The organism is Nakamurella sp. UYEF19 (assembly GCF_040546275.1).
Taxonomy (GTDB): Bacteria; Actinomycetota; Actinomycetes; order Mycobacteriales; family Nakamurellaceae; genus Nakamurella.
Genome location: NZ_JBEPNO010000017.1, coordinates 104645 through 127622, shown reverse-complemented (window position 1 = coordinate 127622; position 22978 = coordinate 104645). Strand labels below are relative to the sequence as shown.

The 22978-nt window shown below is 63.3% G+C and carries 13 protein-coding genes and 1 pseudogene; 9 read left to right on the top strand and 5 right to left on the bottom strand.

The features are described from left to right. Positions 1-95: 95 nt before the first annotated feature. On the top strand, positions 96-467 hold the full coding sequence (locus ABIB25_RS20500) for an orotate phosphoribosyltransferase (RefSeq protein WP_354530368.1): 372 nt from the start codon (positions 96-98) through the stop codon (positions 465-467). 133 nt (positions 468-600) lie between these two features. Here ABIB25_RS20500 and ABIB25_RS20495 read toward each other — a convergent pair whose 3' ends face one another. Beyond that, the gene (locus tag ABIB25_RS20495) at positions 601-939 is read right to left on the bottom strand and encodes a hypothetical protein (RefSeq protein ID WP_354530367.1); all 339 of its coding nucleotides are present in this window, start codon (positions 937-939) and stop codon (positions 601-603) included. A gap of 267 nt (positions 940-1206) precedes the next feature. On the opposite strand from ABIB25_RS20495, the gene ABIB25_RS20490 reads away from it, so the two are divergent. Continuing rightward, positions 1207-2178, top strand: coding sequence for an IS1595 family transposase (locus ABIB25_RS20490; RefSeq protein ID WP_502919869.1), 972 nt, complete (start codon positions 1207-1209; stop codon positions 2176-2178). A 22-nt stretch (positions 2179-2200) separates the two neighbouring features. Here the strand turns inward: ABIB25_RS20490 and ABIB25_RS20485 are convergent, their stop codons facing one another. After that, positions 2201-2647 (bottom strand): SAP domain-containing protein, encoded by a 447-nt coding sequence (locus tag ABIB25_RS20485; RefSeq protein ID WP_354530365.1) that lies wholly within the window; start codon positions 2645-2647, stop codon positions 2201-2203. Positions 2648-3021: 374 nt separating this feature from the next. On the opposite strand from ABIB25_RS20485, the pseudogene ABIB25_RS20480 reads away from it, so the two are divergent. The 6 genes and pseudogenes from ABIB25_RS20480 to ABIB25_RS20455 all read left to right on the top strand — a co-directional run bounded on the left by ABIB25_RS20480 (position 3022) and on the right by ABIB25_RS20455 (position 11505). Further along, positions 3022-4424: pseudogene (locus tag ABIB25_RS20480) on the top strand (IS1380 family transposase). A gap of 212 nt (positions 4425-4636) precedes the next feature. Continuing rightward, positions 4637-7309, top strand: coding sequence for a helix-turn-helix transcriptional regulator (locus ABIB25_RS20475; RefSeq protein WP_354530364.1), 2673 nt, complete (start codon positions 4637-4639; stop codon positions 7307-7309). Positions 7310-7393: 84 nt separating this feature from the next. Then, complete coding sequence (locus ABIB25_RS20470) at positions 7394-7822, top strand: ester cyclase (protein WP_354530363.1); 429 nt, start codon at positions 7394-7396, stop codon at positions 7820-7822. Positions 7823-8271: 449 nt separating this feature from the next. Beyond that, on the top strand, positions 8272-9069 hold the full coding sequence (locus ABIB25_RS20465; RefSeq protein ID WP_354530362.1) for a hypothetical protein: 798 nt from the start codon (positions 8272-8274) through the stop codon (positions 9067-9069). 241 nt (positions 9070-9310) lie between these two features. Continuing rightward, positions 9311-10480, top strand: coding sequence for a type III PLP-dependent enzyme (locus tag ABIB25_RS20460; protein WP_354530379.1), 1170 nt, complete (start codon positions 9311-9313; stop codon positions 10478-10480). Beyond that, a complete protein-coding gene (locus tag ABIB25_RS20455; protein ID WP_354530361.1) occupies positions 10477-11505 on the top strand; it encodes a DMT family transporter in 1029 nt (342 codons plus the stop codon). Before ABIB25_RS20460 ends, ABIB25_RS20455 begins: the two co-directional genes overlap by 4 nt. Positions 11506-11734: 229 nt before the next feature. On the opposite strand, the gene ABIB25_RS20450 is transcribed toward ABIB25_RS20455, so the two are convergent. The 3 genes from ABIB25_RS20450 to ABIB25_RS20440 are packed head-to-tail and all read right to left on the bottom strand — an operon-like array spanning position 11735 to position 13336. Then, positions 11735-12010 (bottom strand): hypothetical protein, encoded by a 276-nt coding sequence (locus ABIB25_RS20450; RefSeq protein WP_354530360.1) that lies wholly within the window; start codon positions 12008-12010, stop codon positions 11735-11737. Next, positions 12007-12852 (bottom strand): transposase, encoded by an 846-nt coding sequence (locus tag ABIB25_RS20445; protein ID WP_354530359.1) that lies wholly within the window; start codon positions 12850-12852, stop codon positions 12007-12009. The genes ABIB25_RS20450 and ABIB25_RS20445 overlap by 4 nt, the downstream gene beginning before the upstream one ends. Then, positions 12821-13336 (bottom strand): transposase family protein, encoded by a 516-nt coding sequence (locus tag ABIB25_RS20440; RefSeq protein ID WP_354530358.1) that lies wholly within the window; start codon positions 13334-13336, stop codon positions 12821-12823. The genes ABIB25_RS20445 and ABIB25_RS20440 overlap by 32 nt, the downstream gene beginning before the upstream one ends. 505 nt (positions 13337-13841) lie before the next feature. On the opposite strand from ABIB25_RS20440, the gene ABIB25_RS20435 reads away from it, so the two are divergent. Then, a complete protein-coding gene (locus ABIB25_RS20435; RefSeq protein WP_354530357.1) occupies positions 13842-22976 on the top strand; it encodes a Tc toxin subunit A-related protein in 9135 nt (3044 codons plus the stop codon). Positions 22977-22978: the final 2 nt, after the last annotated feature.

Sequence of the window (22978 nt, the reverse complement as noted above, 5' to 3'; positions counted from 1 at the left end):
TTGGCTACTTGACACCCGTGGAATATGAGTTAGGATTTAGACATCTAAACGAGCTTGCGGCTTAACTTCGAGTCCACAAAATCGGGAACACTCCAGTGCCGCTGCTACCCGCGGACACCCAATTTCTGGGCGGGCTCGAACTGGGCGGAATACCCATCGCCACTATGGTCAGCTCCCTGACCGGTCTGCCCGCGGTCTTCGTCCGCAGGCAGGCCAAAACCTACGGCACCCTCCGCCTGGCCGAGGGGGCCGACGTCACCGGCAAGACCATCACGTTGATCGAAGATGTGATCACCACCGGCGGGGCGGTCCGCGACGCGGCCATCGCCCTGCGGGCACAGGGCGCCCGCGTCGCCGTCGTTGTCTGCGCGATCGACCGAAGCGGAACCGGCGGCGGGCGACTCGTAGAGGTAGACGTCGACACCCGCACAGTGCTCACCAGAGAGCAACTCGCCGCATCCATGTGAAGTCGGGTGTTGACACTGCTAAGACGTGGATCGGTGCCCGGTCACCGATCGTCCGACGGTCAAGATGCCGGAAGTCCGGCGCCGGTGTGGCGATCGGCTCGGGGCCCGAACGGGTCAACTTTCGCAGACGATCTCACCCGATGTAGCTGGAGATCAACACAGGGACCGTCACGATAGCGATGACCCAGCAGACGAACGGGGCGACCGACCACCGACGACGCGTGAGTAGACTGACGACCCCCAAAACGGCCGGCGACACCACGGCCGCCCTGTATCCCCAACCCGAGTAGGCCTGACATGTCTGATCGGGTGGGGTGTTTCCACACTTCACCGCACCCGCATAGGCGACGAACACCCCGAACAGAAGGACGACGGGCGACATGAAGATCAGCGCGATGCTGGCGCCCACTCCGCGGCTGTTCACATCACCGTGATTGCCGCTCGAGGGACCCGGGGCCGTCGACTCACTCACCAGCATGAGAGTACGGCCCCACCACCAAACAGACCGAGCCCCAATTGGATCCGGTCTCGCAGGCGGATCGGTGACCGGTCGGGTCATTCGGGATGACCGGGGTCAGGCGCGACCGCGGTCGTCGACGGGCAGGCTGCGGTAGCGCTTCCAGGCGGCGAGCAGGTCGGAGCGGGTGCCGCAGGGGTTGCTGACATACCACGCCCGGGTGAACCGGTTGAGTTCGAACTGAGGAACTGGGTAGCTGCTTGAGTCAAGTACTATTTGGGCATGTCAGACTTGGTATTGGCGCATCCCGTCGGTGGTGTTGATTATCCGCGAACGTTTCAGGAGCTGCTGGAGTGGTTTCCCGATGATGCGGCTTGTCTGGCGTATTTGGAGCGGTTGAGGTGGCCGGACGGGTTCATCTGCCCGGTGTGTCGTGCCGCGGGCGGGTGGCGGACGGTGAAGGCCCGTTGGATGTGCACGTCGTGCGGCCGGCAGACGTCGGTGACCGCCGGCACTATCTTCCATCGGATCCGGACGCCGCTCTCGACGTGGTTCGCGGCGATTTGGTTTATCACCTCCCAGAAGAACGAGATGTCGGCGCAGGGTCTGCAGCGGGTGCTTGGGTTCGGGTCGTATGAGACGGCGTGGGCGTGGATGCAGAAGCTGCGGCGGGCGATGGTGCGCCCGGAGCGGGAACTGCTGTCCGGCGTTGTTGAACTCGATGAAGTGTTCGTCGGCAACGAGTCTCGCGGCAAGGCCGGCGGAGTGAAGGACAACTGCGCTGCGATGATCGCCGTCGAATCGCTCGGTGGCCGAAAGCTTGGTCGGGTCCGGATCGAGGTCGCCCAAAAGGCCAGGTCCGCTGACCTGGTGGCCTTCGCCGACCGCGTGATCGCCAAAGAATCACTCATCAAGACCGACGGGGCGAGGCACCTGCGCAAGCTGTCGACGATGGGTTTCGAGCACCAGTTCTTCATCGGACTGGACGCCGCCGAGCCAGCACATGTGAGCCTGCCTGGCGTCCACATGGTCGGCTCACTGCTCAAGCGATGGCTCACCGGGACGATGCACTACGCCGTCACCCAGGAACATCTGGGCTACTACCTCGACGAGTACACCTTCCGATTCAACCGTCGGACGTCCAAAAGCCGCGGATTGCTCTTCTACCGATTGCTCCAACAAGCCGTCGAAACCGACCCGCATCCGCTCGCTGAACTACGCAATCCCGTTGCACCGTTTGATGTTTCATTCTGAACTTGATTCAAGCAGCTACCCACTACTGAGGATCGATATGGGTCACAGGTTCATTTCGCGTTGAGGTCCAGTGGCGGAGTGCATCTCCCAGGGTGGTGGTGCCGTCGGCAGCGTTGATGAACTCACGCATGCGTCGGTCAAATCGTAAGGATCGGCCCAAATTGGTCACAAACCACGCCCGAAGCTCCTGAGAGGACCGTTGGCCGGGCGGGATGAGTGTGTCGAGCCCGAGGTCGCCGCACAGTTGAACACCTAGCCGGGCAGGGGCCCGGTGGCTGCGGGGCGGCGCCGGGGTCCCGTCCAGCACTGCGGTGAGCTGGGCCGTCAACTCATCCTTCGAGCCGCTGCCGGTCACCCCGAGAAGCCGGGCGAAACCGATCAACTCGCTTTTCAACCAGTACCAGCGTGCGAGTTCGGCACCGGTCAGTCTGCTCGTCAGTTCGGGTCGCTGTCCGTCCACGCCGCTCATAAAGCAAGCGTAGGCAGACAATGGGCTAACCGGCGCTGACAGCGGTGCTGTTGAAGTTGGGCAGCAGACGGATCCGGTGCCGGTCGTCGATTGTCGACCGGTCGGCGATCGCTCTCCGAGCAGGACGCGGCCGTACACTCCCGCGGTGGCCACGTTCCTCACCTACATCGCGGCCAGGTCGACGGTGTCAGCGTTCTGAATGGGGTCTTCGACGATGCAGCCGGCTTCGCCGTCCAGGATCGGTCGGCTCAGCCTGGATCCACCGCGTAGATAGTTGAGAAATGGTGTGGCAGATAGGGGCGGATGGCCCCTGATCTGGGAAAATGGTGAGTGTCTAAGTCGCCCATCGTCCTGAACAGAAAGCCATCCGCGAGATGCAACTATCCCAGATCCGGCAAGGTCGTCGCGACCTTCGATGACCCCAACCTGATCAGCTCCGCCGGGCTGGTCCCGGTGATGCGACTGGCCCGCCGCGCCGGGCTCCCGCACCTGGTCACCACCCTGGTGAAGATCCCCGGCGGAGCCGGCGCCGACCCGGCCGCGAAAGTGTCCTCGATCGTCGCGGGGATGCTGGCCGGCGCCGACAGCATCGACGACCTGGCCGTCCTGCGGGAAGGTGCGATGTCCAAGGTTCTGCCGGGGGTGAAAGCACCCTCGACGTTGGGGACGTTCCTACGGGCCTTCACCTTCGGACACGTCCGGCAACTCGGCGCTGTCGCTGCCGCCCTGCTGGTGAAACTGGCCACCCTGGCGGTGCTGCTCCCCGCTGCGGCAACCGGTGACCGTGATGCGGTGACCTGGCTTGATGTCGATGACACGATGCGCGAAACCTACGGCTACGCCAAACAGGGCGTCGGCTTCGGATACAACAAAGTGAAGGGCCTCAACGCTTTACTGGCCATCGCCTCCACCTCCAGCAGCTCCTGGGGCCGATCATCGTCGGGCACCGCCTGCGCAAAGGCCCGGTCAACTCCGCCCGCGGCGCGGGGAAGTTCCTGGCCGATGCGATCGCTGCGACCCGCCGCACCGGTGACGCGGCGGCGATGATCTGCGCCCGGCTGGATTCGGCGTTCTACAACCACAGCGTCGTCAACGCGGTCCTGGCCGCCGGCGCCCGGTTTTCCATCACCGCCCGGATGGACCCGGCCATCACCGCCGCGATCAGCGCGATCCCCGAGCAGGCCTGGGTGTCGATCAAATATCCGCAGGCCATCTTCGACGAAGAGCAGCAGCGGTGGATCTCCGACGCGCAGGTCGCCGAAACGACCTACACGGCGTTTACCTCCAAACCCAGAAAACACCAGGTCACCGCCCGGCTGATCGTGCACCGGGTGAAACGCCTCAACACCGCCACCGCCCGGCAAGGGCAAGGCGAACTGTTCGCCGTCTACCGGTTCCACGCCGTGTTCACCAACAGCTGCGAGCCGACCTTGGTCGCCGAGGCGCACCACCGTGATCACGCCATCGTCGAACAGGTCATCGCCGACCTCAAAAGCTCAGCGCTGAAACATTTCCCGTCCGGGATGTTCAACGCCAACGCTGCCTGGTTGACCTGCGCGGTGATCGCCTACAACCTCACCCGCGCCGCCGCGGCGCTCACCAAAACTGGGTTGGGTAAGGCCCGCACCGCCACCATCCGCACCGCGTTGATCAACATTCCCGCCCGCATCGCCTACTCCGGGCGGGTCCACACCCTGCACCTGCCGGCCGGCAGCCACCGGAAACGCTGTTCCACAAAATGTTCACCGCCGTCATGGCCCCACCCCAAGTCGCCTGACCTCCAGCGCCCACCACGCCACCCCAGGCCCAGCCAGCACCACCCGGACACCCCGACCGCAGATCGGGCCATCACCGTTGCCCGGAGCAGATTTCAAGCCGAACAAGATCAACTACGCGATTTCATGATCAACTACACCCCGCGGTGGATCGAGGCTGAGATCCCCCGGTCGGGGGATTTAGTCGGGCCTATTGTCGCGCACAGTCGTGGGCATGGAACAGACTCGGGCGGTGGACACGGGTCGACCGTCAGGAGAGCCGACAATCGGGGTGACCGGGCGTCCGGGCAGATCGCTGCCGATCCCGGCGACGGCGTTGATCGGTCAGGACCGTTGCCTGTCGGCTCTGAGCGCGGAACTACGCACCGGGCGGCTGGTCACGATCACGGGCTCTGGGGGCATCGGCAAGACCCGGGTGGCTCTGGAGGTCGCCCGGCTGCTGGACGGCGAATTTGCGATGGGTGCGTGGTGGGTCGATCTCAGCGCGGTGCGAGATCCGCAGGTGGTTCCCAGTATCGTGTTGGCCGCGATCGGCGGTCGCGAAGACGCCGGCCGCGGGATCGTGGACATCCTGGCAAGCTGGATCGTCGAGCCGATGCTGATCGTTTTGGATAATTGCGAGCACCTCATCGATGCCTGCGCCGAATTGGTCGAGTCGTTGTTGGCGCGCAACCGGTGGGCGAAGGTGCTGGTGACCAGTCGCGAGCCGTTGGGATCGGCCCGCGAAATTGCCTGGCGCCTGCCTTCCCTTGATGCCGCGACTGCCGTGGAGCTTTTCATTGCCCGGGTGCGGCGGATCAGGCCGGAGTTGAGTTTTTCGTCATCGAACCTCGACTCGTCCAGACGGATCTGTGAACGGCTGGACGGCATCCCGCTGGCGATCGAGTTGGCCGCGGCGCGTTGCCGGCAGATGAGCCCGGATCGAATCGCGGACCAACTGGACGACCTCTTCGCACTGCTGACCGGGGGCCTTCGCACGGCTGTGGCCCGGCAACGGACACTGCTCGCGTCCATCGAGTGGAGCCATGAGCTTCTGGATCCAGCGGAACGCATCACTCTCCGGCGGCTCGGCATCTTCGCCGGCCCTTTCGATCTGGAGGCCGCGGAATGTGTGGTCAGCGATCCCGGTGGGGTGGATCAGTGGTCTGTGATGGATCTGCTGGGCAGGTTGGTCGACAAGAACTTGTTGATAGCCGAGCCGGACGACCGGTACAGATTGCTGGAGACAATGCGTCAGTTCGCCTTGGATCAGCTCAGGGCGGCTTCGGAGGTTGCTGTTTCCCGGGACGCGCACCTGCGGTGGTTCGGCGATCGTCTGCGTGAGCGGGTGCCATCGGACGGCGCGTTGACCGACCTCGGCACGCAGTGGCTCACGGTCAACCACGCCAACCTGGTTGCCGCTGTGGATTGGGCAGCAGCACATGACCTCGAGGCGTTCGTCTCGATCACCGATCGGCTGCATTCCTTCTGGTATCTTGCTGCGCGACAGGGTGAGTGCGCCACCATAGTTGGACCCATGCTTGAAACCCTTGCTGCACAGGGTCTGCACGACCTCCGAGCACACCTGATCAGTCGGCACGCGATGGCTTTGGTTCTGGCCGGGCATCGCACGGGTTCCGGAATCCGTGTTCTGGAGGAGGTCCCGTCGGCCATCGAGAAGTGTTTCGCAGCAGGTGACACGGTCTCGGCGTGCTGGGGAGCGTACGCGGTCAAACTGGCCGACGTCGGTGCACCATTTCAGTTCGCCGAACTCGCCGTGGTGGCCAGTGACGCACAATCCACGTGGACCTGGTTCTGGCAGGCGATGGCAGCCAGGATCACTCGCGTCTATTTCAGTGGTGACCCCGTCCGTGGTCAAAATGCTGAGGATCTGATCCGCGCCGCAGATTTCGCCCGCCACCATCAAGCGACCAGGACCCTGCTGGCTGCCGTCGTCGGGACAGAGCAGGTGATGCGGGGAGACCTTCGAGCTGCCGCCGAAACGCTCTACCCGGAGTTGGAAAGTGCCGAGCAGCAGCCGGCGGTGGCGATCCTGATATCAGGAGCCGCTGGCTGCGTCGCGCTCATGACCGGTGACGGGGAGCTACTGCAATTGGTGCTGCGAGTCATGGCGGGTCTGGCGCGAACGTCGGAAGATGCCGCCAAAGCGCACAGGTTGCTGCAGGATCTCGAAGCGGGTCGCGATGCCGCAAGTCATGACTACAGCTTCTCCTACTGGGATCTGAACCTGCCGCCGATGGTCAACTTGCTCCACTGGCTTCACATCTGGAGCGTGGGGTCCGACGGGGCGTCCTGGTCGGGAACGGATCCCAACTCTTCGCGTGGCGTCCGTATCCGCCTGACCGGCAGTTTGGCCGCCGGTGCGAGCGGGCAGTGGTCGGAGGCGCTCACACTGGCCCACACTGCGCTGGCCGGTGCCGCCGAGAGCGGACTGGGTTTTCTGGTGGTGGACGCGTTGGAAACCCTGGCCTCCATCGAATCCGGATGTGGTGATCCAGAGCGGGGAGCTTTGCTGCTCGGGGCGGCCGAGCGCCGAAGGGAGGAACTCGGCTACCAGCTACGGTTCCCCATACACCAGGCCGCGCTGCAGCCACTGTTCGAACTGTCGGCACCGCTGGAAGAGGGGCGCGGCATCGACATCACCCGAGCCGTCGAAATCGCCGGCCGTGCTCGCGGCGAGCGCAACCGACCACGCATCGGTCTCGACAGCCTGACACCCACAGAGAGGCGGGTGGCCCAGTTCGTCAGAGGCGGTTTGACCAACTCCCAGATCGCCGCCGAGATGGTCGTGAGTGCCGAGACCGTGAAGACCCATCTCAAACACATCAACGCCAAACTCGATATCGGGAATCGCACCCAGCTTGCCGCCCTGATTCCGCCGGCCTGACCTTACCGGCCTGGATACGCCGACCGGATCCACCCCTTGCAACCGACCGCAGCCGGAACACTCGAAATGAAAGTGAGTACCGCCATGCCTGTCACCGTCACCCCCCGTGAAGTGGTCGAGGACTATCTAGCTCGCCTGTCCCGACGGGACGAATCGGCATTCGACCTGGTCGCCGTAGACGTCGTGCGACATCAGGCCGCCGTGCAGGGACGAAATGGCGTGCGAGAAAGCGCATATGCCATAGATGCAGATCTCGGTGGACCGGAGATCGTCATCCATCACGTGGTGGCCAGCGACGACCTGGTCTGCGTACACCTCGATCTGGTGGGCACACACGTCGGCTCGACCATGCCCCTGCTCAGCCGAATCGTTCCCGGTGGCAGAAAGGTGACCTGGAGTTTCCTGCATCTGTTCCGTGTTGTCGACGGATTGCTGACCGAACATTGGGCCTGCCACGATGATCTCGGCCTCCTGGAACAGCTCGGCCTCGGCTTCGACAAGATCAGCGCCTGACCATGACGGAGCTTAGCTCGGCAAGTATCCGGGACTGGTCGAGGTATCAGTCGGTGGTCGGTTCAGTGCCGTCTGCGAGGCCGAAGTCCCGATCGCTGACAGGACGATCTCCTCGTCTGCACGACACCCACGACAAGTTGCCGATGGGCGCTTGGGCAGCGGCCGCCATCGTAGCGGGGCTCGTGGTACTGGCGGGATGCAGCGGCAACGATGGCGCCGCGACAACCACCACTACATCACGGGTCATCGAATCACCATCGGCGAAGGGCAGCACCGACCAGTCCACAACCTCCGTCACTCGGTCCGTGGAGTCGCCCTCGTCCGTCGCCGCGGCCACCGCTGCTACTGCGTCGATTCCTATGACGACGCCGCGGAGCTCTCCGCTGACCCCGACGGGTTCCGTTGCATCTGGGGCTGTCTCGACCGCAGCCGGGGTCCCGGCCCCGCTGATGTTCCGGCACAGAATCGGCTTTGTCGGAGGACGCTCGACGCTGTTCCAGATCGCCCTGTCCGGAGCCGAGGTGACCGTCGACGGCACCGTGCGGACCGCGGTCGTCCATACCAGGTGGACGAACTTCTCGATCGAGGACCAGTTCGTCACGTACGTGAAAACGCCGTCACTGCTCCTGTCGGACGGCTCGCTCGTACCGATGAACTACAAGACTTCGACGAACGTGCCAGGGGGCGGCACCACCCCGGTGGATCTCGTTGCCCGCCTCTCGGATCCGTCGACGTTCACGTTCGCCGGGGCGTCCCTCGTGTTCGGCAACAACACTTCGGCGCAGACGATCATCCCGCTCGAGGACTCCGCCCCGGTGTCGACGTTCGCGCCGGTGGTCGACATCGGCAAGGGGGTCAGCTCCGACTCCGGAGCGGGGACGACAGCGCGGATCACCGGGACCGTCCTGCATGCGGACTACGAAGACGGCGCAAAAGCGACGTTCCAGCTCGACGTCGCTCTCGAAGTGTCGTTCAGCGACACTCCAAGGATCCAGGACATCTTCTCGGTCACGCTGACGACACCCGACAGAACGAGCGCAGCGCCGACGACGAGTGTGCTGTTCGGCAGGCCGCCGAACAGCATCGTGCTCGCCGGCAGAACGGTGCACGGCGGCCTTTTGTTCGACATCCCCCCGGCGTACGCAGGTCACTACGCCCTCACGATCCACAGCGATCGCGTCGAGGACGCCACCGGATCGGCCGCCGCGGACCCGGTCCTGGAGTTCACAATCCCGCGCGAGCGTTGAAGCTTCGCACTTTCGCCCGCGTCACCGATACAAACCGGGCCTGACCTGTTACAAGTCCGATCAGTGCGGAATCACCACGGTGCGAACGCGCTCCTTATCGCAAACATGGCCCGTGGACAGCGGGCGAGAGGAGAACACGATGAACAGCTACCGGACCGCCACCAGCGTGCGAGATACGTGCCAAGAATCGGTGCCCGCGCAGATGCTGGGCGATCCATCGAACTGTGAATCGCAGCATCAGTTGCCCGCCGGACCATCCACGAATGCTAAAGATGCTGCCGGCCCCGAGATCCCGACTCCCTTTCTGCTGATCGATCTCGACGTCGTAGATCGACAGTATCGGCGACTTGCAGCCGCACTCCCGCAGGCCACCATTCACTACGCGGTGAAAGCCAATCCGTCCGCGGAAATCGTTCGGACTCTTAGTTCTTTGGGCTCGAATTTCGACGTGGCCAGCCCTGGCGAGATCGATCTCTGTCTCGAACTCGGTGTCGATCCGTGGCGGATCTCGTATGGGAACACGGTCAAGAAGGAACGCGATATCGCCTATGCCGCTGCGCGTGGTATCGCCGTCTACGCCGTCGACTGCGAGTCCGAGTTGGACAAGATTATTCGAGCCGCACCCGGCAGCACGGTGCACGTGCGGACTGCGACCTGTGGCACCGGAGCGGACTGGCCGCTCTCGCGCAAGTTCGGTTGCTCCACCGACGAGGCGTTCCGGCTGATGGTGCGCGCGGACCACGGTGGTTTGCGCGTCGGGGCTTCCTTCCACGTCGGTTCTCAGCAACGGAATCACCACGCCTGGGACCGCCCGATAGCTGAGGTTGCGGAATTGTTCGGCCGTCTGGCCGCGTCCGGAATCACGCCGGTCGCGATCAATCTCGGTGGCGGTTTTCCCGGGAGCTACCTGGACCCGTCTGCAGGCATCGGCGTCTATGGCGCGCAGATCTCGGCCGCGCTGTTCGAATCATTCGGCGCGACATCGCCGCCGATCGTGGCTGTGGAGCCGGGCCGATACCTGGTGGCTGATGCCGGGGTCATCGAATGCGAGGTAGTACTGATCTCGGAACGGGACTGCTCACCCGGGCGTCGGTGGGTCTACCTCCATGCCGGTCTGTTCAACGGCCTGACCGAGGCGCTCGGCGAGGCCATCAAATACCGGATCTCCTGTTCGGCGGACGATTCGGATCGCGGACCGGTGGTCCTGGCCGGACCGACCTGTGACAGCGCCGATGTGCTCTACGAGAAATTTGAGTACCCGCTCCCGGTGTCCTTGCGGATCGGGGATCGGGTACGCATCCATTCAGCGGCGGCCTACACGGCCAGCTATTCCTCGGTCGGGTTCAACGGGTTCGAGCCCATGAAGACCTACTTCACCCGATCCACCGGTCAGGCGTTCGACGGCCGATGAGCGGTCCCGTGTCGCCAGAGGTGGCAGGTTCGCAACCCCGGACCGCTGCGCCGGCGCTCTTCGCCTTGGTCGCGACGGCAGCTCTGTGGGGATCCACCAGCTCCGGAATCAAGTTCGGCCTCGACGGTTTCGGGCCGATCACCTTCTTGACCATCGAGCTGGTGGCCGCGACTGTCGTTCTGTGGATGATCCTGTTGATCAAGGGATATCACCCACCGCCGTCGTGGCGGCAGGTCTTCCTCTTGGCATTGTTCGAGCCGGCACTGGCCAATATTTTCGATACCTATGGTCTCTCACGCACATCCGCCGGTAGTGCATCCATCATTTTTGGACTCGAGTCGCTGTTCGTGGTCATCCTCGCCCGAGCGGTCCTCAAGGAGCGCATCACCACGGCAATGGGCGCCGCAATGGCTCTCGGTCTGCTCGGTCTGATCGTGCTGGAAGGGGGATTCGACCTACGCGGTCCGGGACTTGGCGATCTGCTGGTCCTTCTCGGGGTCATCACCACGGCGCTGTACACGATGATCGCCAAGGGCATCAGCGATGGTTCGGCCACGCTGACGATCACTGCCCATCAATTCGCCGTTGCCTCCCTGCTGGTGCTGCCGCTGGCGATCACGGACTGGGCCACCAGAGCAGAAGCCTTTCCACGGGCCGTAGAACCGCGCTACTGGATAGCGACGGTCCTGGTCGGGATCGTCGGATTCGCGTTGACCTTCCTGCTGTACAACTTCGCGATCACCCGAGTGAAAGCAGGCACCGCCGGAGTGCTGATCAACCTGACACCGGCGTTCGGATTGGCGTCCGCGGTTCTCGCGTTGGATGAACACGCCAGCGCGACTCAGCTCCTGGGCGCGGGGCTGATCTGCTGCGCCGTTCTGATCGTTACCCGCTTCGACGGACCCCGGCCCCACCCTGCAGCACGGCCCGGCGATCCTCTGCCAAGCCGACGTCGAGGGCATTGCTCGTCGGGTCGCTCGAGAGCAACCCCATCGTCCGATGTCAGTAATTTGGACGCAGGTTAGACCTGGGTTGTGACTGTTCGAATTATTTGGTTCTGGCTCAGGTTCCGTGAATCTGCTCGGTGCATATCGTGTGGTCCTGGGGCCCTACTGCCTGCGGGACCGGCCGGGGCATGGGGCGTGTTGGCTCGTGGCGGTGTGGTGGCCGTCGGATCTGTGGGGCTCTTGCGGCTGAGGATGCACCGTTTGCTGCGGCGTAGCTGGAGTACCGACTGGGGCGGGTAGTTGGTGTTCAGGAAGCCAGTATCAGTTTCCGTAGCAGGTCGTGTTTCGCCCGTCCGCATGGCATCTTGCGGGCTTTGATCTTGTTGACGGTGCCCTCGACGGTGCCGGAGTTGTACTGCTGGGTGAGCCCGGCGGTGACGGCGTCGATGTCACGGCGTAGCCCGACGGTGAACGACCTCAAGGAGGGCAGGTCGTGGTCGACGGCGGCGATCCATTCGGTCAGCTTGTCCTGGTCGCCGGACAGGTCCTTGATCATGCGGGCGAACCCGGCGACATGTTTCACGGCGGCGTCGATCTCGGGGCAGCGGCCGCGGATGTCCTCATCCGCGCCTCGTCGGCGGTGTCGAGGTGGCCGGGCAGGCCGGTGATCCAGGCGGTGACCTGCCGCACCGGCGGCGGCCGGCTCCGCACAATGTGGGCGAGGGTGGCCGCATCTGTTCGGCGCCACGGCTTGAGGTACCGCTCGAGGACCGGGTAGCTGCCGGTATAGCCCTGGGCGACAATCTCGGCGTGCAGCGCGGTGGCGTTGCGCACGCCGGCGGTGAGCCGCTGGTGCAGGTAGGGCTTGAACGGGTCGAGCTTGCTGGTCCGCACACCGCCGGCGACCAACTCCTCGACATCCCCTGCGCGCAGGTAACGCCGCACGGTTTTGACGTCCAACCCGAGCCGGCGGCCGATCATCGGTATCGGCAGGCCCTGCACCTGCAGGGCCCGGATCTGAAAGGGCCCGCCACCTGGTGCGCTCGGACCGTGTCGTGCGCAGCTGATCGAGCGCGGGTACGGCACGCTCAACGGAACGGTGTTCAGCGCCGCCGCGGCGGCCTCGGGCTCGAGGAGGCAGGTGTGGTGCGCGGCCACCAAGGTGTTGACGTGCTGGCACAGGTTGTCCCACAGGTGCCATCGGTCCGCTACTTGCCGGGCATCGGGTGCACCGTGTCGGGCGCCGTCGGCGTAGCCGCCAGCCCGGTCCCGGCAGATCGTCTTCACTCCGGGGTGGGCACGCAGCCACTCGGCGAAGTCCCCGGCCTGCCGGCCGTCGAGGATGTCCACCGGCCGATTCCCGTTGCCGAGGTCAACCAACACCGTCCCGTATTCACGGCCGCGTCGCCACGCGAATTCGTCCACGCCAAGGACGGTCACCGCCCCCGACGGGCGGGTCCGGTAGGCCGCGGATCCGGCGCAGCAGCGTCGACCGAGTGACGGGCATACCCAGCGCGTTCGCCAACCTCGACCCGGCTCGCCCGGCCAACGCCAGCGCGACAACGACCAACGGATCCTGCGCCCCAGCGGTGCGCTGGGCATGCGGCTGGGTCAAGCCCTGGACCTGCTCGACGAACGTGCCGGCCCGGCAGTCCGCCTGATCGCAGAAAAAGCGGCGCACCCGCAGCCGCAACTCCGTCGGCTGACCGGCGACCGGCAGATCCGCGAGCCGCCGGTCGTAGCTGCTGTGCACCCGCTTCGACACCCGCCTGCAGCGGCTGCATCGCGCTCCGCGCGCCCGTGGATGCGCGACGATCGTCACTACACCGTCGACCCGGCAGATGTACTCGACCACCAATGGCGACAGCTGCGGAAGCAGAAGGCGGCAACAACAGCGATCAACAGCCATACCCCCAGCTCACCACCATCACCGCCCAGAGCGGCCAGCGGCACCCCCTACGTCTCGCCGCCCACCGAGCACGGCCCGCCGTCACCCGACAGAGACGAGCGCCGGTCGTCGTTGCGACCAGCTTCACGGAACCTGAGCCAGAACCAGATATTTGGCGATTCCCAGCCTTCGCCGGAGGGGTCAACTGTCAGGCACCGGCACGGGGTCAGTGTTCACAAGTCGTCGACACTGCCGGCATCAGGGCTTCGGGACCTACCGCCACCGCGCCAGCTGCTGACCCTAAACACCCCTGCGGAGCCGGGTTGGCCGATTCAAGTCGCGCCAGGCACTGATTTGCCGCACGATACGGTGATCCTGCGGAACCAGCACCTACGATTTAGCCCATCAGAACCAACCGCTTGGGTGACGAAACAGAGCAAAACACGGGTAATGCACCATTACGTCGTCACTCGTATGAGTCGGCGGCCAACAACTCACAACATTCACCCAGATGATGGAGTGCGCAGTGGCGTTGTCAGTTCGTGGGACCATCACATCACCCGAAGGCGCACTCATCCGAGGCGTCCGAGTCGCTGCTCTGCAGTGGGTCGCCGGCGATGCACGTTCGCGCGTCATCGCCTTTGCGTTCAGCAACCAGTTGGGTCGGTTCGCATTCCAGATCGTGCCGTCGGCCGATGGCGCGAACGAAGCGATCTGTGCGGTGAGCACCAGGGGAGGGATCATCGCGGTCGGCCCCGATCCTGCCGCTCTAGGCGATCAGTCGATCAGGCTGGTGGTGGGCGGCGACCCGCCGTCGCCCACCGTGCTGGCTGATGGGGAACTCACGCCACTGATCCCGCCCCCAGCTGAGTTGAACGACGGATACTCAGTCTCCGGTCACATTCGGTGGCCGGATGGAAGGCCAGCAGCTTCGGTCATCGTCCGGGCGGTCGATAGGGACCTTCGCCATGAATCCAGGCTGAGCCCGGGAGCACCCGAATTTGAGACAGAAACGCGCACCGGAATCGACGGGGGATACACGATTCGGTACGACCGCGAGCAGTTCTTGCGGGCGGACGTGGGTTCTGCCGACATCATCGTTCGGGCGTTGGACGAGGGTCGGAATGTTTGCGCCAATTCTTCGATTATGTTCAATGCACCGCGCGAAGCGTTAATCGACCTTGAGCTACCGCCAATGGTCCTGGGCCAACCGAGCGAGTACGAACGACTGGTCGTCGCCCTGGCCCCTCTGCTGGGGGCGGAACCGCCCGAGGGGCTCCTCGATTTGACCCGTCGGGACGTCACTTTCCTGGCGGGCGACACCGGTCTACCCGTCGCGCAGCTGACCGGGCTTCTCGAAGCGGTCGCCCTGGTCGGCGACCTGAAGGCGCTGAACGCAGTCATCCCGGTCGAAGTGTTGTACGGGTTGATCCGCGCCGGTGCGCCCTCCGACCTCGCGAACCTGCGACACGTCGACGAAGCGGTCCTACTGGCCGACCTCCGCGCAGCATGGGCAACTGGAATCGTTCCGATCAGTGTGGCGGACTCGGCTGAGGCGGACGTGCGCGAGATCAGCCGGTGCGCCGACGAATCCCGGTCGGCGTTCCTGGCGGACATCACCCAACTCGCCGCGCCGACGTCCAGGTATGCCCGGACCGGCGACGTGTCCCACCCATTTGTCGATGCCGAACTCGATCAAGCTCTAGCGTCTGCGCTCGTTGGTGCGATCGGGTTGATCAGTGGGGGCCTGGGCGCTGCCCTCCGGTCCGTTCTGGGTACCCGCCGTTGGCGGGACGCAGATCCGGATTCGACGCTGGCCGAGATCATCGTCGCTGGTCTGCACCAGGTCCGTACTTTGGACAACTCGCTGGCCGCCGAGGCATCGGCCGCCGCCGCCCAGCTCCCCGAGGACGCCAATGCGACCGTCGGCGACACTCTTCATCTGCTGTTGCCGCTGCAGGACAACCCGATTCTGCTCAGTCCGCTGCGAGCGGCAACGGCCATCGGTCTGGCCCGTCTAGCCGGCTTGGACGAGCCAGCCGTACGCGCAGTCGCGGACATGGCCGACACTGTCTTCGACGCACCGGACAGCGCCTATGCACAGTTGCAGGCAGGTGCCGAGTTGACCGGACCCGACGTCGCATCGCTGGCCACATTGGTCAATCTGGGATCACTGACCGACCACAATCTCCCCCTGATACTGATCCTGCGAGAGCAAGAGTCGGTCGACCCCTACGAGTTGGCCACCTGGACCGAGGACCGGTGGAACGGACTGCTCCATCAGTCGGGTGCCATCTGCCCCCCCGATCTCACCATGCCGCAGTACATCTCGATGATGATGTTCGGACTGGAACTGGTCCATCCGACACAGGCACTTGCGGCGAGGCTGACTGCGGGCGACGATCTCCTCGCGACATTTTTCGAGAACAATCCGCGGGTCGACCTCCGCACTGCCGTCCTCGTTGCGGACGTGGACGGCCAGTTCGAGTGGAGCGGGATACCCCTGGACTCCCGGCCGGACGTGCGTACCGCCCTCGCCTCTTACCGCAGGCTGCTCACCATCGCAGACACCACCTCCGACCGAGTTACGCTGGCACGCAATGGATTCGATTCCTCGGTCAAGATCGCCATGCAGTCAGAGGGCGATTTCATCAGCAACAGTGGACTCGACATCGGCGCGGCCCGGCTGGTCTACGCCAGAGCGCTGAACACGGCGACCAACGTTGCCCACCTGTTCGGTGCCGCCCATGACGTCCTCAACGGACCATTCGCCCAACTACCCGTGACCAACGTCCCCCAGGTCTATGTCGACGACCTGCTGAAGATCGACGGGATCACCGAACTCTTCGGGTCCCAGAACTTCTGCGACTGCAGCGACTGTCGGTCCGTCCTGAGTCCAGCCGCCTATTTCGTGGATCTGATGCACTTCGTCCAGAGCCACATCTCCAGCCCGACCTTTGGCCCGATTGCCGCCCAGAACAGTCCACTACAACTCAAGCAACGTCGTCCTGACCTCTGGAGCCTGATCCTGAACTGCGACAACACCAACACCCTGCTACCGGATCTGGAAATCGTCGACGACGTTCTGGAGGCCTATCTGAAGGAGGTACTGCTCGCCGAGCCGTACTCCATCATCGGCGCGCCGTCCGCGGACGTGTCCTTCAATGTCCCCTTTAGTCGCCCCTACGCTGAATTCGTCCTCTACCTCAGCTACTTCGGCCTCGTGCCGGCCGACGTCTGCGCAGCGACCGGCCAACCGCAGTGGGTCTTGCACCGAACCGAGACCAGACTGTCACCCGTCGAGTTTGACGTGGTCGTCACGGCCAACCCGTCCACCGTCATTCACCGATTAGGACTGTCCAACCCAGCCGACCTCGCGGAATTCCCGGTATCCGACTTTCTGCGCCGAACCGGGCTTTCCCGCGGCGATCTCACCGTACTACTGGGCCTCCGGCATGATCCGGGGCTCGCGGCAGTCGCCGCCAAAACAATCGCCGATCCACACACGCCGGACCGTCGTATCGAAGTGTTGGCCAACCTGACCGCGGAGGCCTTGGACCGCATTCATCGAGTTCTGCGCCTGGCCAGGCCACTACCGTGGACCCTGACCGAGCTCGACTTGGTCCTACTGACATTGTCGACCGTTTCGCCGCTGGGGAACCCGCCCAACCTGACAGCCGCCGTCGTACAATCGCTGGGCCGCTGGCTCACCGTACAGAAGCAATGGGCCCTCACCGTCCCTCAACTCTGCTGTCTGATCGGCGACATACCGGTCTCGACCTTCTATCCACAGATCGTGCCCCCCGGGCGTACCGGGCTCCTCTACGAGCAAATCTTCGATCTCGAGGGAATCTTCGGCCTCGATACCGGTACCACGCTCAAACAAAGCGTCAGCTACTACAACCGGTCAAAAGACCCGGCGCAGACGCCGAGCGGCAGTCCTGTTGAAGAGAAAATGACGGGCCTTCTGCTCTCCGGACTGGGCATCTCTGAGAGTGATCTGCTCCTGCTGCTCGACCAGGTTGTGATCGTCTTTGACGACCACGGCAAAGCCACTCTCGACCGCAAACTCGTATCCTTGCTGTACCGGCATGTGGTGTGCGCCCGGGCTCTCGGCCTGACTGTCCAGGACTTCGTTGCCGTGCTACCGATCTGCCTTTCCGAGAAACCCCCTACCGTCCAGTCCGTTGATCAGGTCGAAGCACTGGTGTCATTGGGACGGTGGTTGGCAACGGCACCACTCACGCTGCCGCAGTTGAATTTCGTCCTGCGCGGAATCGAAAGCGGGCAGATCGCCTACAACAACACCGCCGCTACGGCGGAGGCCATGGTCCTGTCCCTCGGGGACGCAGCCGCCAGCACTGGTCCAATGTCAGCCCGAACGACTGCAGTGACGAACCTGATCTGCTCATCGTTGAACATCGGCCAGCAGCGGCTTGATGACCTCCTCGCCTTCGCCCGAACCGACCTGACGGCCTTCGACGCCGAGGTGACCGCCGGACCGCTGCTAACCGTGCTGCGCGCGCTCGAGCGCGTGATCCTGCTGTTTCGTCAGCTACAGGCAGACGACGACACCCTGCGCTACCTCAACGACAACCGCGGCCCACTCGGGCTCTTTCCCGGCCCAGCACCCACCTTGTCCGACATTCGGGCCCTGGCCAGCTATAGAGCTTTTTCAACCCGGGCCGTGACCCCGAGCACCACAGTTTTGACAGCTGTTCCGGTGGGCCAGGGATCAGGTGTGAGTGCCAGTGCGCTGACCCAGGAGTTGTTGGCCGCATACTCGGCAGACGGCTCGTTCACGTCACCCAAGTCGCAGAGCGCCGTTGCGGCACTGTTCAACGCCAGCCCCTCCCTGGTGCAATCCCTGACCGGGTCCACCCCCGTGACCCTGCCCCCAGGGCCGATCGACGCACTGAATCACCTCAGCGACCTGCTCGACATCTGCGGCACGCTGGGGGTCAACGGCGACGCCTTGACTGCCCTCGGCGCGGCCGCGCTCGCCAGTACGAGCGCAGCCAACGGTGCCAACGCGGCCGACCTGGCAGCCCAGACCGTCCGGGCTGCCATCAGCACCAAGTACGTGGACGGCCCGGCCAGAAATTCGGTGCTCGAGACCTATCAGGACCAAATCAACGTGATCCGACGGGACGCCCTCTGCGACTATCTGATCAACGGCCGACCTGAGCTGCAGTTTCGCAGCCACGACGATCTGTACAACTACTTTCTGCTGGACGTCGACATGAGCGGGTGCGGCCGCACCTCACGGGTGGTTGCCGCCACCAACAGCGTTCAGCTGTACGTGCAGCGATGCATCCTGAAGGTCGAGAAGTCCAACTCGCAGCCCGCGATCAGCGCGTCGGTACAGCCACCCGGCGCGATCGAGCAGTGGGCATGGATGAAGAACTTCCGCGTCTGGCAGGCAAATCGCAAAGTGTTCCTCTACCCCGAGTCGTATCTGGTGCCCGATCTGCGGGACGACAAGACACCGCTGTTCCAAGACCTTCAAGATCAGTTGCTACAGAGTCAGATCACCCACGACGCGGCGGCTCAGGCATACGGAACCTACCTGACCGGGCTCTCCGAGTTGGCGCACCAGAACATCGTCGGCACCTATTACGACCGCGCGGCTGCGACGTACTACTTCTTCGGTCGCACTCAGCAGGACCCTCCGGTATTCCACTACCGCACCTGGGACAGCATCACCTGGTCACCATGGAAGAGGATCGATCTGGCGATCGACGCACCCTACGTCTCGGCGATCATGCATCTCGGTCAGCTGTACCTCTTCTGGGTCGACCTCACGACCAAGAACCACACGACGATCTTGAAGGGTAGCTCGGTCACCGACTACGCCACCGTGACGGGAAGCCTCAATTACTCGGTGCGGCGACTGGGCGATCGCTGGTCGCCACCGCAGAAGATCGAACACCTCATACCAACCGACTTTCCGGCACAACTTGACCCGGCATTCGCTGGCTCCGATATCGATAACTTGCAGAATCAGATGTTGTCGTCGAAGATATCCCGCAAGGTATTTCCTACGGACAGCGCAGGTCAGCTACTCTTCACGTACAGGAACGCCGAGGTTGACGGTGCCTGGAATCTAGGGTTGACCTTGTTTCTTAATCGCTTAGATCGCACCACCGCACCGGAAGTGGTGTTCGTAGATCTTCCGACGGTTGGTATTCGCTTCGATCCTGGTGTCTGCCGTCTTGTTCTGGAACGATACGCCTATCGCGGCGGTGACTCGGCGTTCGATATCGAGCTAGAGGTGCCCGAACCGACCTGGGGGCCGTTCACGGCGCTGAGCATGTCGTTCAAAATCAAAGGCACCGATCTCGACCATTATCAGGGCAGCCTGCTGCACGCCGTGCACGGTGGTTTCCCCGAGTCGGTACTGCTGTTGGGAGACCAGCAGTTTCTCGTGCAAGACCGTTACCATAGATTCTTCGACGCTGCGGCTCCAGGCTCTGCTGGCTCCTTCCCACTGGCGCACAGCCACTCCATCCCCGAGTCTATATATCCAGCATTTTTCCCGAGTCGTCGGAAGTTGGTTCGACTTTCTACGTCGGTCGTTGACAGACTTGGTGAAAAAATGGCCGCACAGGGCCTGGATGGGCTCCTCGATCTGAACACTCAGATTGCAGCGAAGGAAATACCGCCTACGGTCGGTCAGTCGCCGATCATCTTCACCAATCCAACCGAACTGGCGCCACCCGAAGACGACAGCGAGCACCTCGATCTGAATGGAGCATTTGGCGGATATTTCCAGGAACTGTACCTCCACGGGCCGTGGCTGATCGCCGACCAACTGAACGCCGGCGGCAAGTACGCAGAGGCAATGTCCTGGCTGCAGCGCATTTTCGATCCCACAGCGTCGCCTGCGGCAGTCGACCTGACACCGGAAGATCGCAACTGGCGGTACGTGGGCTTTCGCGGGCTCACCCCTCCGACGCTGAAGGACCTTCTGTCGAACCCGAAGGCGCTCGATGCGTACCGAGCCGATCCTTTCAACCCGTTCGCCGTTGCCCGCCTCCGCCCGATCGCCTTCCAGAAGGCGATCGTGATGCGATTCATCGACAATCTGCTCGATTGGGGGGATGCCCTGTTCGGCGAGGACAACAGGGAGTCCATCCACGAGGCCCTGATGTTGTACGTCCTGGCCTCCGAGTTGCTCGGTCCGCGACCAGTATCGACCGGGCCTTGCGAAAGTGTCCCGGACAGCCAACTGACCTACTCGGTGATCGAGCCGCAACTCGATAGCACGTCCGATTTTGTGGTCGCCATGGAGAACTTTGTGGTCGCCTTGGAGAACTACGTCGCGCCGACGCCTCCGACCCAGACGCCTCCGCCTGGCCCGATCCCGGATCCGGCGGCGGGCCCGACGCCGAACCTCTCGATCTACAAGATGCCGAGTCTTGCTGAGATCCGATCACTGACGACCGCCCGAGCTGCGGCCAAGGCCAGTTGGTTGACGGCACCGATCCCGAAGACGCCGGCGCCGAATATTTTGAACCAAAGTACCTTGGCGTTCTGCTTACCACCGGACGAGGTGCTGCTCTCATACTGGGATCGAGTCAATGATCGACTGCGCAAGATTCGCAACTGCATGAACATCAGCGGTACCCGGAGGCAACTGGCGCTGTTCTCGCCGCCGATCGACCCAATGGATTTGGTTCGCGCCCGGGCCGCCGGCCTCAGCATCGAGGACGTGGTGGATGGCGTCGGTGCGGTCAGGGTTCCCATCTATCGGTTCAACGCGTTGATCGACCGGGCCCGACAGGCTGCACAGACCGTAGCGGCGTTCGGATCGGCACTTCTGAGCACCCACGAAAAGAAGGACATCGAGGAGCTAAACCTGCTCCGATCCCTTCACGAACGGACCATCCTGAACCTCACCACCCAGATCAAGACCGGCCAGCTCAAGGAGACGCAGGATCAGCACGTGGCCGCCCTCTCCGTACAAGCCAATGTGCAAAATCGGATCGACTACTACCGAGCACTGCTCGACGCCGGTCTTTTGGCGGAGGAGGCATCAGAGAGCCAAACTAAGAGGCAGATCCCCGTCGACCGCGGCCATTTGGCGGCCCTTCACCTCCAAGCAAGCCTCTTGTATCTAATTCCGCAGTTCGGTAGCCCATTCGCCATGACCTTCGGAGGCCGTGAACTCGGTGGCTCGACTAGTGCTTTGGCCGGCCGATTGGACTCGTTCATTCAGGTCGACGAAGAAAAGTCGTCCGCCTGGGCGGTGAATTCTGGATTCCAACGGCGAGAGCAGGACTGGCAACATCAACTCAACCTTGCCATACAGGAGAAGGTCCAATCCGATGCCGGTGTCGCCGCCGCACTTGAACGGACGACATACGCGGAGCGAGAACTGTCAAACCACCTGAAGTCCATCGACCAGGCAGCCGAGACGGATGCGTTCTACAAGGGCAAATTTACCGATCTTGGTCTCTACACCTACCTCTCCCGGTCTCTGACCACCATGCACGCGCGAGCCTACGAAGCAGCGCTAGACTTGGCTCGACAAGCCCAGGATGCCTTCACCTTCGAGCTCGACGACCCGACGACCTTCATCCAACGCTCTTGGGACCCGGAAAAGGCCGGATTGCTGAGCGGCGAACGGCTCCATCTGCAGCTCCTGCAGCTGGAGAACGCCTTCCTGTCGGGCAACACCCGCCGATACGAGGTCAGCCAGTCCTTCCCACTGGCCATGATCGACCCCCAGGCACTCCTCGCCCTGAAGCAGACCGGCACCTGCAACTTCACTCTGCCAGAATTTCTCTTCGACGTGACCTACCCCGGTCAATACAAGCGTGTCATCAAGTCCGCGCGGCTGACCATCCCCGGCATCGTAGGGCCATATGTCAACGTAGGCGCAAAACTCACTCTGGCGGCCAGCAAGTGCAGGCTCACCGCCAACCCGGCTCCGACAGCCCTGGTCGACGTGATCCGTCCACCCGAGCTCACCAGCTCGATCGCCACCAGCACCGGCCTCAACGATGCCGGCTTGTTCGAAATGAACTTTCATGACGATCGCTACCTCCCGTTCGAGGGAGCGGGCGCGGTCGACAGCACCTGGAAACTCGCCCTCCCGAACGTCCTACGCCCCTTCGACTACCAGTCGATCTCCGATGTCATCCTCACCCTCAGCTACACCGCGAAGGACGACGATGCCTTCCGCGAGACCATTGAGAAAAATCTGATCGCCCAAGTCAAGGCCTACGCGGCGGCCCCCGGACCCGGCCTGGTCCGCATGTTCAGCCTCAAGCGCGACTTCCCCGACGCGTTCGCGAAACTTATCTCCGCCGGACCTTTCGCCCCCATCAGCACAACTGCGACCATAAGTCTCGCTGGGAGCGCCTCTCCTCGTTTTCTGACCGGCGCAAATCTCGGTCAAGCCTCGATGCAGATCGAGATCCTACTGAAAAAGCCCGCCAAAGGTCAAATAGACACTTTGATCCTTGCCAACGAAATTGGAGTATCTGTGGAGGGCAAGAATCCGCCACCGTGGGTATGGAATTCAACAGGTATCTGCACCGCAGTCGTCCCCGTCAGTGATACATGGACAGGAGAAATCGAATTCTTGGTGAATGTGCCAAGCCTAGCGTTGAATGACATGGACGACATTATTCTGATGCTCCGATCGAGGTAGCG